Here is a 15,667-nt window from a genome sequence, read left to right as displayed (position 1 = left end):
TATCCCTATTCAGCAACCTTGTTTACTCAAAGAGCTATCTCGGTCATTTCTGATAAACGGGAAGGTAAAGATACAAAGGAAATGAGGAGCAAAACTCAGATCGTCTGGAAGTAGGTACGTCTCTGTGGGTAAACGGGTACCCCGCCAGCGCCTTGCGGCCCCCTAAAGTTCCATAAAATACTGCCGTTGAGCTGGTTCGTGTCGCTCAATGGCGTAACGAAGCGATGTACGTGGAAGTTGATGAATATGATCGTGCAGGAATTCATCCAGGGCTGGCTGGTCGCGTTTCCCTATTTCGCGGAGCATCCAGCCGATGGCTTTATGGATCAGATCGTGCTGGTGCGTCACTAGTTTCTCCGCGAGCGCAAACGTATCGCCAAACTGCTTATGGCGTATGAACTGCAACGTGGTGACAATGGCAATGCGCTGGCTCCAGAGGTGGTCTTCGTCGGCTAACTCATAGAGTATTGACCGATCGCCGGTTAACAGCGGCAGACCAAGTAGGGTGGGGCAAGAGGAGTCGACTAAATCCCAGTTGTTAACGTACCTGCGAAGAGCAACGTACCTGTCTGCAATATCCTGCCTAACCAGGTGGCCCCCTTTTTTAGCCTGCAATGTCCAAATAAGCAACCCTATCATACGGCACTCATGATAGGGGTCTCTGACAAGCTGCTCTATTTCTGACGAAAGCAAGTGGCGAAACTGACCAGCAAGTACACGTTGTTCAGGCATAGACAGGCCTAAAAAAAGATCACCCTCGCCATACTGGCCAGGGTGCGTTTTAAAATAATTGGAAACAAAGATCGCGCGCTCGGGCCGCTCAAGCGCAATGATCGCTGACCGAACATCGGTGTAAGTCATAGACTAATCGAATAGACGAGTCCGGATGATTTCGTGGTCGGGCAGGAGCGGCATTTCGTGCAGCATGACCCGATGGCGACTGAACGCGGGCGCTTCCAGCTCGCGCTCACTGAAGCGGTTATTCAGGAAATCGTTGATCAACTGACGAATTTCTTCGGGATCCTCCTGCCGGGTAGGGTTCAGGCTGATGCGATTATCACTACCGTACCCCACGCCCGATAGGCCGTTGGCATAGCCTCCCGCTAATGGCAGGGTGGTGGGGCCAGCATGCGTAAACGTAGGGGTGCGCACGTCTGCTTCGTCGGCAACCAGGTCGATGGTAGAGACCACCTCAGGCTGTTTCTGCTCAAAATTATCGGGCACAAGCTCAACAGGCGTCTCTGTGTTATCTGCGGGCGCTTCAACAGCGGCCGGCGTTGGTTCAACAAAGCTGGTCGTTTCAAACCCGGCAGCGATGATGGTGACCCGCATTTTGGAGCCCAGTGTATCGTCGAAGATGGCACCGATTTTGAACAGACGAGCCTCTTCGCCAATTTTCTCGACGATATAGTTTGAAATGACCGTTTGTTCTTCCAGTGTTGCTTCGTACTCCGAACTTGACGAAATGGTCAGCAGAATTCGTTTGGCACCAATAATATCACTGTCATTGAGCAGGGGTGAATTCAATGCTTCCTGAATGGCTTTCAACGCACGGTCGTCTCCTTCGGCATCCGCCGAGCCCATCACCGACGGACCCGCTTCCTGCAACACCTTCTTCACGTCCATGAAGTCGGTATTTACATCGCCTCGTGTTGTGATGACTTCCGCAATGCTTTTTACCGCAGTAGCCAGTACGTTATCCGCGTGTGCGAATGCTTTACGAATGCTAAGCTTACCGTAGAGATCGGCCAGTTTATCATTCATTACCACCAGAACGGTATCGCAGCTTTTCTTAAGCAGTTCAATACCTTCGGTAGCCTGCTGCCGCTTATCGATCCCTTCGTACTTATAGGGGGCGGTTACCACAGCAACGGTGAGCAACCCCATTTCGCGGGCCACCTCAGCTACCACCGGCGCCGCCCCGGTGCCTGTACCGCCACCCATACCTGCCGTGATAAATACCATTTTGATGGCACCTCCCAACAGATTACGAATTTCATCGATGCTTTCCAGTGCGGCTTTTCGGCCCACTTCAACGTCCATGCCAGCCCCCTCGAGTCCCGTGCCAAGTTTGAGTTTTGTTTGCACATTGCTGCTAATCAGCGCCTGACGGTCTGTATTGCAAATGGCAAACTCAACATCCTTGACACCCATTGTTACCATGTGCTGTACGGCGTTGCTGCCGCCACCACCCACACCAATTACTTTAATAATGGGGGCGTTACCGTCAGGCAATTCGTATGTAAATCCGTGGTCCAGCATAGCTTGATTGCGGAGTGGGGTTCGAGTTGTCATGTAAACAGTGGGTAAAGCAATTGGGTACTTAATGTTGGACAAATTATTTTTGCTATGCGGCTGATTATCAACTAAGAATCATCTCTATTAAACATGACACCGAATAACACATCAATCACGGTACGAGTCATTTACATCACCTAATTTAGGGTTAAACAACTTTTTCAGCCAGTCAAAAACACCCGTTGGCGCCTTCTCTTCCACCGGCTCGGGAGCCGTTCGGTACGCAGACTGACCCGCATTACTTTTCTGGGTTGTACGGGTTGAATCTACCGGACGTACCTGGCCGTTTTGAGGAACAGCGGGCTGCCCGGGATCGCTGATGAACGAGATTCGATCATCAACGTTTCTAAAGCCAGCCCACACCAGGCCTACGGCCGTGGCATAGGCCGGATCGCTGACCAGATCTGCCCGCAAATTGTATTCCAACTGTTCGGGGTAACCGACCCGGACATCCATATCGGCTACTGTTCTGAATATCTCGTCGATACCATCGATCAGCGCTGACCCACCCGTCAGCACAATACCGCCCAGTAATTTGTCTTTATAACCCGACCGGATAATTTCGGCCTGTACCAGTGCGGCAATCTCTTTGAGGCGCTCAGCAATGATGATGGACACATTCCGGAGGAGCACGTCTTTGGGTTGGCGACCGGGAAGGCCAGGTACCGATACGACCTCGTTAAGGCGGTAAGCCGACGGGTTGGCATTGCCAAATTTCGTCTTTAGCACTTCCGCCTGTTGAGGCAGCACTTTGCAGCCATCCTGTATATCGTTAGTGAGGCAATTGCCCGCCCAGGGGAACACCGCTACATGCCGTAGCACGTTGCGGTGATAGATGGCCAGATCAGTGGTACCACCGCCAATATCGACCAGCGCGACACCTGCCTCCCGTTCTTCGGGGGTAAGCACAGCCATTGCTGATGCCAACGGAGACAACAGAACCTGGTCGCGCTGAAGGTGGCTGGCCGTACGTTCGATACAACGGCGCACGTTGACAGCCGCATCAGACTGGGTAGTAATGATCTGAAAATCGGCCCCAAGTTTCACGCCATTGCGGCCAACCGGATCTTCAACGCCCGATTCGCTATCAACGGTAAAGTCCATCGGTAGCACGTGTACGATTTCTTTGCCTGCCAGCAAGGGCGTCCGGTACATGTCGCGCAGCAGATGGTCAATGTCTGCAGGCGTTACTTCATCGCCCGGCGAGAGGCGCGTGATACTGCCCGGTTGCTTCTGCGAGTTTATATTGTGGTTACTGAAGCTGACGTTGACTAACCCGATATCGACATTGGATTGGTTCGACACTTCTTCAATAGCCCGGTTGATGGCATCGACCGTTCGGGTAATATTCATGACCTTGCCTTTCGTCACGCCTTCCGAGCTGGCCCGGCTTACGCCCAGTACTTCCAGCATCGGCTGGTTGTTACTGCTTCGAGACAACCGACCCGCCACGGCACACACCTTCGTGCTGCCGATGTCGAGTCCTACCACAATCTTGTCATCCATTTGATGATGGGTCATCATTCGCAAACTAACTGGTTACGATACTGTACGCTTACCCGGTGATAGCGATTCCACCCTTTCTGGGGGGCTATCTGGGTATAAAACAGCTTCACTTTTTTAAACTTCGTTTCAATGGCGTCGGGTAGACCAAAATCAATCTGATAATCACCGACCTGCGGCCACAAGGTTACATTACCCGACTGGTCAACACTGACTTCTGCAATCTGTGCCCGCCATAAATCCGATTCACGGATGTATTGGAGCAAGGAGAGCAGCGGTTTACCGGCCTCATTGGCTAAGGTGCGGTGGGTTTGAAACCACTCTCCCGAGACAATAGGGACCCGCGCAGCGTAATTCATCGACAAAGGGAAAAACCGCCCTTCCTGGCTGATATACTGCCCGTTCACCATCCGTAGCCCGTCGCCACCTGCTATTAATCTAGCCAACGGTTTAGGCTGTTCAATCTGGACGAGCAGGTTGCCCGCTAAGTCACGCGACACATGTGCCCGCTTAATTAAACTGTACTGACTGAGCCGTTGCTCAAGTCTACTTAGGTTGATTTCATCGAACGCCTGGCCAACAAGAGGATCAACTCCATTAGTAGTCAGAAAGCCGGTGACATCTCTACGCGTCAGAAACCGCTGCCCATCCACCTCGTCGATGTCGACAACAATGGCTTTGCAATGGCTTTGGTGCAGACGTTCTTCTGTAAACGCAAGCAAACCGAAAAGGGTTAAAGCCCCGATTGATTGCCAAAGCCATTTTTTTCGGTTACTAAAAGTAGAAAACATCTGTAGATAAGCTAATTCAGCCGATTAATTATTTTATCCATTGGTGTTAAATAAAATTTTAAGGGCGTGAAGCTGTTGATCAATATCACCTGCTCCGACTGTAACCAGCAAGGATGGCTTCATTTCCCGCAGAACGCCGGGTAAGGCTTCTTTGGTACTGATTTGCTTTGATTTCGAGGTAACGCGCTGTAAAATCAAGTCAGACGTGACACCGTCGATTGGTAATTCCCGAGCGGGGTAAATATCTAATAAAATTAACTGGTCGGCCAGGGAAAGACTTTCAGCAAATCCTTCGGCAAAATCACGGGTTCGGCTAAATAAATGGGGCTGAAAAATTACAGTCAGTTCGCGGTCTGGATAGAGTGCTTTTACAGACGATAAAAAGGCCTGAACTTCGGCCGGATGGTGCGCATAATCATCGATAAACACGATCTCGTCGGTATCCAGAATGTATTCGAATCGCCGTTTTACCCCTCGGTATGTAGTCAGACCTTCGCGAACAGCCGCTGGCGATACGCCCACTTCGAGCGCGACGGCTCCGGCCGCTACGGCATTCTCTACATTATGAAAACCCGGAATGACCATGCGTATGTCGGTAACAGCACCGCCAGGGTATACCAGGTCAAACACGAATCGAGCGTTCTCGATGCGAAGATTCGCTGCATAATAGGCGGGAGACGGCTCGGTACCTTCGTTGAGCGCGTAGGTACGTACCTCGGCCGAAGTTTTATCTGCCAATGGCAGCCCCTGCCGCTGAAACAGAATACCCGACGGCTTGATCTGGCTTACATAAGCCGCAAATGATTGAAGTACTGAGTTATGATCGCCGTAAATATCAAGGTGGTCGGCGTCTGTCGACGTGACAATGGCATACTGCGGAAACAGCGTCAGAAATGACCGGTCGAACTCGTCGGCTTCCACTACGCAGATAACCGTAGACAACTCATCGGCTGGTTCGTTGAGCAGGAAGTTGGTGCCGTAATTCTGCGTGATGCCACCTAAAAACGCAGCGCAATTAACGCCTGCTTGGCGAAGCAGATGCGCCACCATGGAGGAGGTCGTGGTTTTGCCGTGTGTACCGGCTACGCCGATTGTGGTCATTCGGCCGGCTAGAAAACCAAGTACCTGCGACCGCTTCTGCAACGTGAATCCGTTCTCTGTCAGGTAAATGTATTCGAGATGCGTCTTAGGAACTGCTGGCGTATACACAACCAGTGTTTCTGCTGGGTTAGCCCGAAAATCGGCCGGAATCTGCTCAACATCTTCCTCGAAGTGAATGGCCACGCCTTCCGAAACTAACGCATTGGTCAGGGCGGTTGGGGTGCGGTCGTATCCGGCTACAGTATAGCCATTGACTAAAAACCAGCGTGCGAGCGCACTCATACCGATGCCCCCGATGCCCAGGAAGTAAACGTTACGTATAGTGGATAAAGATGAAGGTATCAATGGATAGGTCAGGTGTAGTTCTACAAAAGTAACTAGGTGATTTACAAAACCGCAAGGGGTTCATACTACTTTATTTCTTGAGGTAAGAAGAAGGACTTCCCCGGCAATATCCGCAGCGGCTTTTGGGAAGGCCAATTCACGAATATGCCCACTTAATGTTTCCTTTTGTTTTGAATCAGATAACAAGCGAAGGGCCTCGGTGACCAGCGTTTGCCGGGCGTCGCGATCATTGACCAGTAACGCCGCCTGCCTGTTAACGAGCGCCATTGCATTGTGGGTCTGGTGATCTTCAGCGGCAGTTGGTAACGGAACCAGGATAGCGGGCCGCCCAACGATGCATAGTTCCGATACAGATAAAGCGCCTGCCCGGGACACGACTGCATTGGCTACGGCGTAGGCCTTATCCATGTCATAAATAAACGCATGTGGCTGTACGAGTGTGGCACCGGCCTGGGCAACTGCTTTGTGTGCCCGGTCGATAAAGGTGGTGCCCGTTTGCCAGATCACCTGTACGCCCGCCTGTACCAACTGGGGCAGGCCCGCCTCTATGCTTTCGTTCAACGTGCGTGCGCCCTGGCTACCGCCAATGACCAACAGCGTGGGTACGTTGGGCTGCAAACCGAATTGCGTCTGGCCGGCCAGAACCTGTTGATCGGCCAACTGAATGTCGCTGCGTACAGGATTGCCCGTTAGTCTGATCTTAGACGCCGGGAAGAAGGCATCCATATCTGGATAAGCGACACAGATACGTTTTGCCCAGCGGGCGAGCACTTTATTGGTTAGACCCGCAAATGAGTTTTGTTCCTGAATCAGGATAGGTACGTTGGCGAGTGCCGCTGCCAGTAGGGTTGGGCCACTGGCGTAGCCACCCACTCCAATGGCTACATCGGGGGTAAAGTCGCGGACAAGCTGCCGGGCTCGGAGCAAACTGCGGCCTAGTTTAAACGGGAATGCCAGATTCGACAGCGTCAGTTCGCGTTTGATCCCCACCACCGGCAGGCCTTCGATACGATAGCCCGCACGCGGTACCTTTTCCATTTCCATTTTGCCTTCAGCACCCACAAATAGAATCTCGGTGGCTGAATTGAGCCGCTTTAGTTCGTTGGCAATAGCTATTGCGGGGTAGATATGTCCACCTGTTCCGCCGCCTGAAATAATAACCCGCATATGGCTTGAATCTTGACAATCGTATTGGTGAGCAGCCTTTGGAAATTCATTTCCGGCTGGTTGATAGCCTGTATGGTATCGGGCTTATTTTAAAAGCTTACTTTCATCGGCTTCATCGCGGCTAACGCCAATAACAATACCGATGGCGGCACCAGTGAACAACAGCGATGTACCACCCATACTCAACAAGGGGAGGGGCAAACCGGTAACGGGCACCAGACCAACCGCTACGGCCATGTTGATCATCGCCTGAATCACGATACTGAAGGTTAGTCCCGCCGAGAGTAGTCCCCCAAACGGCCGGCTACTACTGCGAATGGCGCGCATACCGCGCATAAGCAGCCACAAATAGGCTACCAGCACGGCAATGCCACCCAGCAGGCCATACTCTTCTACAATAATGGCAAAGATGAAATCAGAGTAGGGGTGTGGCAGAAAGTTTCGCTGATGACTGTTACCTGGTCCCTGCCCCTTGATGCCGCCATTTGCCAGCGCGATGTATGATTGTTCTACCTGATAATCGATCTTTTCCGCGTCTTTGAACCGGTCCAGGCGGCCCAGCACGGTTTCATACCGTTGTCCCAGTACCAGGGCAAATCCGCCCACGACCATGCAGAAAATAACCATACCTGCCAGATAGCTGCGGGGAACCCGCCCAATGTACATCAGCAGAAAGCAGGTTAACCCCAGCAACAACGCCGTTGAGGTGTTGGAGATAACGATAAGGGCGCAAATGACCCCAATCCACCCGATCATGTTCACGAGTACCTGAGGCTCATAGGCCACACGTTGCCGTTTGGCCAGCATGGCGGCCAGGTTCGAGATCAGCGCCAGTTTGGCCAGATCCGAAGGTTGAAACGTTTGGTTAATGATCGGGATGGTGATCCAGCGGGAGGCATCGTTTAGGTTAGTGCCTTTGAAATAGGCCCACAGCAGCAAAGGGACCGACAGCCACAGGCCGTATTTAGACAGCCGGGCGTAGTGGATGTAATTGATCCGATGCGCCAGAAACATACAGCCAAGCCCTAACACAACCAGCGCGCCGTGCTTAAACAGATATGCTTCCGTGTTGCCACCCATTTTCTGGTAGGCAATAGTCCCTGTGGCGCTGTAAACGACCAGTACGCTCAGAATAGACAGAAACAGGACAATCCACCAGATCTGTCGATCACCTTTCAGGTTGTCGCGTGTCCAGTCGCGGATAGAGTAGGTCATGGTTCGTTAAGGTAAATAGGGTAGACTGAATGGACGGGTAATAGGCTCCGGTTATACGTTGTTTCTCATGTCTTGATCAACAAGGCTTGCACAGCTGCCTTAAACTGATTCCCCCGGTCTTCGTAGTTTTTGAATAGATCGAAGCTGGCGCAGGCAGGAGATAATAGGGCGGTATCGCCGGGCTTTCCTAACTCGAGAGCTACTTGCACCGCTTCCCGCACGTCCTGCGTTTCCCGAATTAGGGTCAGTTTATCGCCGAAATAGTCGATCAGTTTTTTGTTGTCTTTCCCCAGGCAGATAAGCGCTTTCACGTGCTCACGGACTACGCTATCCAACTGACTGTAGTCGTTGCCTTTGTCCTGGCCCCCGGCTATCCAGATCGTTGGCGTGTCCATGCTTGAGAGGGCGTAAAAAACGGAGTCGACGTTGGTGGCTTTCGAATCATTAACGAACCGGATGCCGTTGATAATGCCCGCTGGTTCCATTCGATGGGAGGCGTTCACGAACGTACCCAGGCCTTGAGCTATGGCTTCGTCAGGTACGTTCACCGACTGGGCTGCCAGGATAGCAGCCAGCATGTTCAGGGCATTATGCGGGCCTTTTAACGGTAGATCAGCCGTGCCGATCGTGAACGAACGACCGCGAAAACGGGTCGTTAATCGTCCATCTTGCGCATACCCTCCGGGCGCAACGGCAGTCTCCAGCGAGATAGGCAACGCGTAAACGTCGGGTTGCCGGATAGCCAGTTCCTGCGTGGTTGGTTTATTCTCCTGGAAATAGATAAAGGTGTCGTCTGAACGCAGATTCTGCAACACACGGAATTTACTGTCTACGTAATTCTGGAAATTATACCCGTACCGATCGAGGTGGTCAGGCGTAATGTTCAACAGAACGGCCGTATCGAGCCGGGTGTCAAACATCGTGTCGAGCTGAAAGCTGCTCAGTTCCAGGACGAAATACTCAAACGTGTCGTCGATGACCTGTTTAGCGAAGCTGTCGCCAATATTCCCGGCCAGTCCCACATTAAACCCGGCCGTTTTAAGCAGGTGGTAGGTAAGCAGCGTGGTGGTAGTTTTGCCATTGCTGCCTGTAATGCCAATTAGTTTGGCCCTTGTATAACGGGCAGCAAACTCAATCTCCGAAATAACAGGTATACCCATCGCCTTCAGTTCAACAACCAAGGGCACCGTATCGGGAATACCCGGGCTTTTCACTACCTCGGTGGCGTTCAGGATCAGGCTTTCTGTATGCTGGCCTTCCTCAAATGCTATACCCGCCTGATTAAGTGTTTCCAGGTACGTTGCCTTCAGCGGGCTTCGGTCTGACAAAAACACATCGTAGCCTTTCGCTTGCCCTAACAAAGCTGCGCCAACGCCCGATTCACCACCACCCAGAATGACTAATCGCATAGACAGGTATGAGCTTCAGGTGTGCAGTCTCAGGGTTCAGGCGGCGTTGCTGACTCCCCATCTGGTGATTCGGCAGCGCCACCTGACCCCTGAGACTGCACACCTGAAGCTCTTTTTTACCCCAAAAGTAAGGAATACAAAAAAGCCCCAACCGATGGGTCAGGGCTTTTTATAAACGTATAGGGGTGTCTCAGGCTTTAGCCTCCTCATTGTCAGCGCCCCGCAGTTTATTGGCTGCTTTAACAATCAGGAAAATAATCCAGGCGATAGCCACAAACTGGATAACCGTATTCAGGAAATTACCGTAACGGATGGCTACCTCTGGCGTGGTGCCAACGGCCTCTTTCAGTACATATTTCAGCTGGGTCAGGTCAACGTTACCCAGGGCAAGACCTAGAATTGGATTCAGAATGTCTTCAACCAGTGATGCCGTGATTTTACCGAAAGCTGCGCCGATAATGACACCGACGGCCAGGTCAAGCACGTTGCCCTGAACAACAAACGTTTTGAATTCTTTTAACATAGTTGTGAATGGTTAAGGGGTTCGGATTTTACGTAAGTAAATGCGGTAGTGCAGGAAAACTATTTCATTCAGGAGACAATTCAAAACTGACTGGCTGCCATAGTTTATTTCTTTCGGAATGTGCTGGCGTTATAGATCAACCCAATACCTAGTGTTTGCTGAATTTGCAGGCCGTCGTAAAAGTCTTTATCGTATAGGGCAATAAGACCAAACGTAGTGCTTAAATACCGATTGAGTTTAGCCGTAAGGAGCAGGTCAACCCGGTGGTCAATGGCGTTCAGCGTCTGGTAGTTGGCGTATAGTTGATAGCGGGCATTTAAACTCACGCTTTCGCTCAGCTTCTTGTTCCAAACGGCCTGAATCTGCAAGGCCAGCCATTCTGCTCGTACTGTCTTCCCTGCCTCTACCCCGTAGGCAGTAGCCGTCGGGTCGGGAATAATTACCTTGTCGGCACCTACCCGGTAGCGAACGGCATCGTCGAAGAGAAAAGTAAAGCGGGGCGCAAACGGGCTGATACGCATCGAAAACTCATCGTTCGGCTTATAGGCCAACCCCCAGGCCAAGGCGAACTGAGCAGGTGAAAAGAAGCTGGATACCTTGAAATCAGACGTACCTGTGGGGAGGTTATCGTATTTGAAACCGGGCGCGAAATAGGTATTGAACGTACCTGAGGCAAATAGATCCCACCTGGGTTTAATCGTATGACCCAATACCGATATGATAATTAACTGATCAGACGATTTTCGGGTAACGCCTCGTTGCGTGAGATAGCCCAACTGGAAATCGGCCGTGTTGTCCCACGAGGTTTTGCCTTTTTCGTACAGCGCACGTGCCGCCACAATGCCACCAATGGCAATTGAATTGACACCGCCACCGACCCAGTTACTAAAACTGGCCTGATTGAAATTGACACCACCCGAAATCGACTTTTGCCAATACGTAGTATCGCGTTTGATAGATACGGTATCCTTGAAATTTGTGGTTACTTGTTGCGTTGCTGGATCCTGAGCCCACGCCATAGAGGTGAAACACGCCGCAATGGCCACGCTGACTACTCTATTTTTCATTGACGAACTGACTGGTTAATAGATCATTACGGTAGGGGAGGGGCCATAGGCTCACAAGAACTCGATGGTCTTGGTTTGAAGCATCTGCATCGGGATCGTGGTAGTCGACTCGCCGGTTTGTAGTGTCAATGAGGTGCTATCGACCTGAATAATCTGCCCCATGATGCCTTCAATTCTGATCGTTTGTCCTTCCCTGAACTTGTTCTTCGAATAGAAAGAAGACAGAATGTTAGCCATTACATCGCGGGAGGCCAGTCCGTAGCCAACGGCAAAGGCCAGGAAAACGCCACCGATAAGCAGGTTAAAGCTCGATTCCAGTAATTCCGTGTTGATGCCAGCCTGCCCAAGCGCCGAGATAATGGTAATGATGAGGAAAAAAAAGAAAACAACCATGCCCAGTAGGCGCCCCGACGAGATGCCGAATGAAGCACACAGGCTCACTACGCCTTGTTTCAGTACGTCGGCAACCAGTACACCAACCTGAAGCATGATAGCGGCAGCAATCAGCTTAGGGATGAAGTTGACCAGCGACGTAACCATACCCGTGATAGCGGCAATGCCGAGCGTCTCGGTGGCGGCGGTGATAAATACCAGCAGCACAAAATAGTAAAGCACTTTGGCGACAATCTCGCTCAGCCTGATCTCTGTCTGTAACTGACGAATAATATCAATTTCGTTCAACTTATCACCGAAGCGGTCAAAACCAGCGCTTTTCAGTACCCGCTGAACCACGGCCGCTAACATCTTGGCGACCAGTATACCAATAGCCAGCACCACGCCTGCCCCAATAAACTTGGGCACAAAGTTGATAAACTGAGTAATGAGTGTTTGAAAGGTGTTGATCAGTATTTGGGTAATGTTAGGTAGCTCAGTGTTCATAGTCAGTTCGTTAGGGTGGTCGATTGGTGGAAGAATGAATACGTTATTGATGGGTCTAGCTGTTGTCTGTATCGGGGAAAAGCATAGCCGAAATAGAGCCAAACAAATCGCCTGAGTAGAGCTCAACGACAGTTAATGCGTTACGGATCAGGTCAATTTCCGATACCAACTGTTCTTTCAAATGAGGCGGACATTCCCCCTCCGGTTCGATGAATTTGAATGGATTGTCCATACGAATTGTGTGAGTAGGTATGTTGTTATTTCCAGAATGTCAAGGCTTTAATGCCGACCAGTATCCAGAAAATGAGCGCTTCGACATAGCGGCGGCGTAGTTTTTCCTTAGCCCGCATCAACCGCATTTTTACAGCGCTTTCTGTCAATTTTTGCCCATCAGCAATTTCACGGATACTGATGTCGTCCTGGTATTTCATCATCAATAAGCCGCGTTCATCGGGCGTCAAATAATCCAGTGCCTGATTAAGGCGCTGTGCTTCCATTTCAGCTATTTCGGCATCTTCATCGTCGGAATAATCGGCCAGTGTTCCGTAGGGATCATCTGAATAAACCTCTTTTTGCTTCGGGCTGCGAAGCTGGTCCATGCAATAGTTATAGGTTACAGAATACAGCCAGGTTGAAAACTTGGCCTGTTCCCGAAAACCGCCCAGCTTGGTAACCACCCGCAAAAAAATGTCATGGGTAAAGTCTTCGGCACGTTCTCTGTTCTTGGTGAACGATAAACATTTACGATAGACTTTGTCGCAGTACCGTGTGTAAAGGGCTTCAAAGTAGCTGTTGCGTTGTGTAGAAAGATACAGCTTAACGAGCTCTTCGTCGGTTAGGTGTTTCATACTGAGTGATAGTGAGACAAGTAGCGTGCCGGAAAGTAACGCAAATCACGAAAAAAGCCCGACCATCTGGCCGGGCTTTTTTCAAAAATACCTGTAAATCTCCAGATTAACCGATAGATACCCGCTTGAATGACGACACGGTCAGGCCTTTGCTGGTCTTGTCGAGCAATTGAGCAATAGTTACCGAGCTATCTTTCACAAACTCCTGGTTCAGCAGGGTATTATCTTTGTAAAATTTGTTCAGCTTACCCATGGCAATTTTTTCGAGCATCGCTTCCGGTTTACCTTCCTGGCGAGCCTGGTCTTTACCGATCTCGATTTCACGTTCGATCACGCTGGCATCGATACCGTCTTTGTCAAGCGCCAGTGGCTTCATGGCAGCAATCTGCATGGCTACGTCTTTACCCACCTCAGCTACGTCGGTGCCATTGGTGTTGCTCAGGCCTACCAGAACGCCCAGTTTGCCATTTGAGTGAATGTATGACACCACCTTGTCGGCAGAAACGGTCTCGAACGACACGATGTCGATTTTCTCACCGATTTTACCCATCAGATTAGTGATGTGATCCTGAAGTGAGCGGCCATCAGCCTGTACCTCGGCCAATAGAGCTTCTTTCGTTGTTACGTGGTCTGCCACGGCATTGCTCAGTACGCTCATGGCCAGATTCTGGAAATCAGCTACTTTCGATACGGGCTCTGTTTCGCAGGCGAGTGCCACTACTTTACCTGATTTGCCGTCTTCGCTCACATGGGCCAATACTACGCCTTCAGCGGTGGCATTGTCGGCCCGCTTGTCGGCGATTTTCTGACCCTGCTTGCGCAGAATAGCTTTAGCTTCCTCGAAGTTGCCATCGGCTTCAACAAGGGCTTTTTTGCAATCCATCATACCGGCACCTGTTTCCTGCCGGAGTTTATTTACGTCTGCTGCGGTAATTGCCATTTTTTAGAGAGAGTTTTCTGTTTTCTGTCTTCTATTGCGCTGCCTTGTGGCGGAGCAACGGAAGACAGAAAACGATTTCAACATAAAAAATAGCCCATAGCCGTGTTGGGGCTACGGGCTATCCGGTCAATCGTCTGTGTCTGTTAATTAATCGTTAATCGGTGTTGCCTTCTGGCGTTGCGTCGATCGGAGTAGCTTCGGCTTCAGGGGCTTCCTCGACGGCCACGGCCACAGGGGCATCAGCTCCTTCAGCAGCGGCAGCGCGGGTTTCTTCCTGACGCTTGGCATCTTCCTCTTCCTGCGCGGCCTGGCTGTCTTTATCCTGCTTGCGCTCCATCAGACCTTCTTCGATAGCCTTACCAATCGCCAGCGTAATCAGCGAGATCGATTTGTAGGCATCATCGTTGGCTGGAATAGCGTAATCAACGAGGTTCGGGTTCGAGTTCGTGTCGCACATGGCAAACACGGGGATACCCAAACGAATCGCTTCCAGAACAGCAATGTTTTCCCGCTTCACGTCTACCACGAACAAGGCCGCAGGCAAACGAGTCAGGTCAGCAACACCACCTAATACACGCTCCAGTTTTTCTTTTTCGCGCGACAGCGTCAACCGTTCCCGCTTGGCGACGTTCTTGATGAGCACTTCATCTTTGAGCATCTTTTCCAGCGTTTGCAGTTTCTTCAGCGACTTGCGAATCGTAGCGAAGTTGGTCATCATGCCACCGAGCCAGCGGTCAGTCACGTACGGCATTTTCAACCGGCGTGCTTCTTCCGAAACGATTTCCTGAGCCTGCTTCTTGGTTGCCACGAACATGACCTTACGGCCCGAGCGAACGATGCCTTTGATAGCATTGCACGCTTCGTCGAGCGAAGCAAGGGTCTTATTCAGGTCAATAATGTGGATGCCGTTCTTCTCCATGAAGATGTACGGAGCCATCCGGGGGTCCCACTTGCGCGTAAGGTGGCCAAAGTGCACACCGGCGTCAAGGAGGTCTTTATATTCGACTTGTGCCATTTTCTTTAAGGAACAAATACTACTAAAAAGTGAGAAATACGCAGCACCGCGCGTCGGCATCTTCTAAGCGCAGTCTGGACTAAACGGAAGTTTCAAGTTTCAGAGTTTCATGTTTAAAGGGGTGCGCTGCTACTTGCAGAGCCACCTGAAACTTGAAACTGGAGACATGAAACTGTTAATTAACGTTTCGAGAACTGGAACCGGCGACGGGCTTTTTTCCGGCCTGGTTTCTTCCGTTCTACCATACGTGAGTCCCGCGTCAGGAAGCCTTCTTTCTTGAGGGCTGGGCGGTTCTCAGCGTTAGCTTCAACTAGTGCGCGGCTGATGGCCATGCGTGTAGCTTCTGCCTGCCCCGTTACGCCACCGCCCCGTACGTTTACCTTCACGTCATACGTCGTGTCGGCTTTAACGGTAGCTAAAGGCTGGCGGGTAATGATTTGCAGTACTTCGGTCGGGAAGTACGTATTCAGATCTTTTCCGTTAACCGTGATGGTTCCGTTACCTGGCTGCATGTAAATGCGGGCAACAGCGGTTTTCCGGCGACCGATGGTGTTGATACGCTCCAT

Annotated in this window: 16 protein-coding genes; all 16 read right to left on the bottom strand. The window is 51.1% G+C overall.

Annotated elements, in window-relative coordinates:
- Window positions 1–162: 162 nt before the first annotated feature.
- On the bottom strand, window positions 163–861 hold the full coding sequence (locus ACAW75_RS12685) for a DNA alkylation repair protein (protein ID WP_370729098.1): 699 nt from the start codon (window positions 859–861) through the stop codon (window positions 163–165).
- A gap of 3 nt (window positions 862–864) precedes the next feature.
- Complete coding sequence (ftsZ, locus tag ACAW75_RS12680) at window positions 865–2,295, bottom strand: cell division protein FtsZ (RefSeq protein ID WP_370729097.1); 1,431 nt, start codon at window positions 2,293–2,295, stop codon at window positions 865–867.
- Window positions 2,296–2,406: 111 nt separating this feature from the next.
- Window positions 2,407–3,822 carry a cell division protein FtsA gene (gene ftsA / locus ACAW75_RS12675; protein ID WP_370729096.1) on the bottom strand — a complete coding sequence of 472 codons (1,416 nt, stop codon included), beginning with the start codon at window positions 3,820–3,822 and terminating at the stop codon, window positions 2,407–2,409.
- Entirely contained in the window at window positions 3,819–4,523 is a 705-nt protein-coding gene (locus ACAW75_RS12670; RefSeq protein WP_370729095.1) for a cell division protein FtsQ/DivIB, read from the bottom strand. The genes ftsA and ACAW75_RS12670 overlap by 4 nt, the downstream gene beginning before the upstream one ends.
- A gap of 102 nt (window positions 4,524–4,625) precedes the next feature.
- Window positions 4,626–5,975 (bottom strand): UDP-N-acetylmuramate--L-alanine ligase, encoded by a 1,350-nt coding sequence (gene murC, locus ACAW75_RS12665; RefSeq protein WP_370729094.1) that lies wholly within the window; start codon window positions 5,973–5,975, stop codon window positions 4,626–4,628.
- A gap of 123 nt (window positions 5,976–6,098) precedes the next feature.
- A complete protein-coding gene (murG, locus tag ACAW75_RS12660; RefSeq protein ID WP_370729093.1) occupies window positions 6,099–7,205 on the bottom strand; it encodes an undecaprenyldiphospho-muramoylpentapeptide beta-N-acetylglucosaminyltransferase in 1,107 nt (368 codons plus the stop codon).
- Between the two features lie 84 nt (window positions 7,206–7,289).
- Window positions 7,290–8,420, bottom strand: a complete 1,131-nt coding sequence (locus ACAW75_RS12655; protein ID WP_370729092.1) for an FtsW/RodA/SpoVE family cell cycle protein — start codon at window positions 8,418–8,420, stop codon at window positions 7,290–7,292.
- A 65-nt stretch (window positions 8,421–8,485) separates the two neighbouring features.
- The gene (murD, locus tag ACAW75_RS12650; RefSeq protein WP_370729091.1) at window positions 8,486–9,829 is read right to left on the bottom strand and encodes a UDP-N-acetylmuramoyl-L-alanine--D-glutamate ligase; all 1,344 of its coding nucleotides are present in this window, start codon (window positions 9,827–9,829) and stop codon (window positions 8,486–8,488) included.
- A gap of 190 nt (window positions 9,830–10,019) precedes the next feature.
- Window positions 10,020–10,352, bottom strand: a complete 333-nt coding sequence (gene mscL, locus ACAW75_RS12645; RefSeq protein ID WP_370729090.1) for a large conductance mechanosensitive channel protein MscL — start codon at window positions 10,350–10,352, stop codon at window positions 10,020–10,022.
- A 104-nt stretch (window positions 10,353–10,456) separates the two neighbouring features.
- The gene (locus ACAW75_RS12640; RefSeq protein ID WP_370729089.1) at window positions 10,457–11,419 is read right to left on the bottom strand and encodes a DUF3078 domain-containing protein; all 963 of its coding nucleotides are present in this window, start codon (window positions 11,417–11,419) and stop codon (window positions 10,457–10,459) included.
- Between the two features lie 51 nt (window positions 11,420–11,470).
- Window positions 11,471–12,298, bottom strand: coding sequence for a mechanosensitive ion channel family protein (locus ACAW75_RS12635; RefSeq protein ID WP_370729088.1), 828 nt, complete (start codon window positions 12,296–12,298; stop codon window positions 11,471–11,473).
- 55 nt (window positions 12,299–12,353) lie between these two features.
- Entirely contained in the window at window positions 12,354–12,530 is a 177-nt protein-coding gene (locus tag ACAW75_RS12630; RefSeq protein ID WP_370729087.1) for a hypothetical protein, read from the bottom strand.
- 25 nt (window positions 12,531–12,555) lie between these two features.
- Window positions 12,556–13,146, bottom strand: coding sequence for an RNA polymerase sigma factor (locus tag ACAW75_RS12625; RefSeq protein ID WP_370729086.1), 591 nt, complete (start codon window positions 13,144–13,146; stop codon window positions 12,556–12,558).
- 106 nt (window positions 13,147–13,252) lie between these two features.
- Window positions 13,253–14,086 (bottom strand): translation elongation factor Ts, encoded by an 834-nt coding sequence (gene tsf, locus ACAW75_RS12620; RefSeq protein WP_370729085.1) that lies wholly within the window; start codon window positions 14,084–14,086, stop codon window positions 13,253–13,255.
- 154 nt (window positions 14,087–14,240) lie between these two features.
- The gene (gene rpsB, locus ACAW75_RS12615) at window positions 14,241–15,101 is read right to left on the bottom strand and encodes a 30S ribosomal protein S2 (protein WP_370729084.1); all 861 of its coding nucleotides are present in this window, start codon (window positions 15,099–15,101) and stop codon (window positions 14,241–14,243) included.
- 179 nt (window positions 15,102–15,280) lie between these two features.
- Window positions 15,281–15,667 (bottom strand): 30S ribosomal protein S9, encoded by a 387-nt coding sequence (rpsI, locus tag ACAW75_RS12610; protein ID WP_370729083.1) that lies wholly within the window; start codon window positions 15,665–15,667, stop codon window positions 15,281–15,283.

Source organism: Fibrella arboris (assembly GCF_041321095.1).
Classification (GTDB): domain Bacteria; phylum Bacteroidota; class Bacteroidia; order Cytophagales; family Spirosomataceae; genus Fibrella; species Fibrella arboris.
The sequence above is the reverse complement of the archived record's forward strand: the minus strand, read 5'-3'. Positions and strand labels throughout refer to the sequence as shown.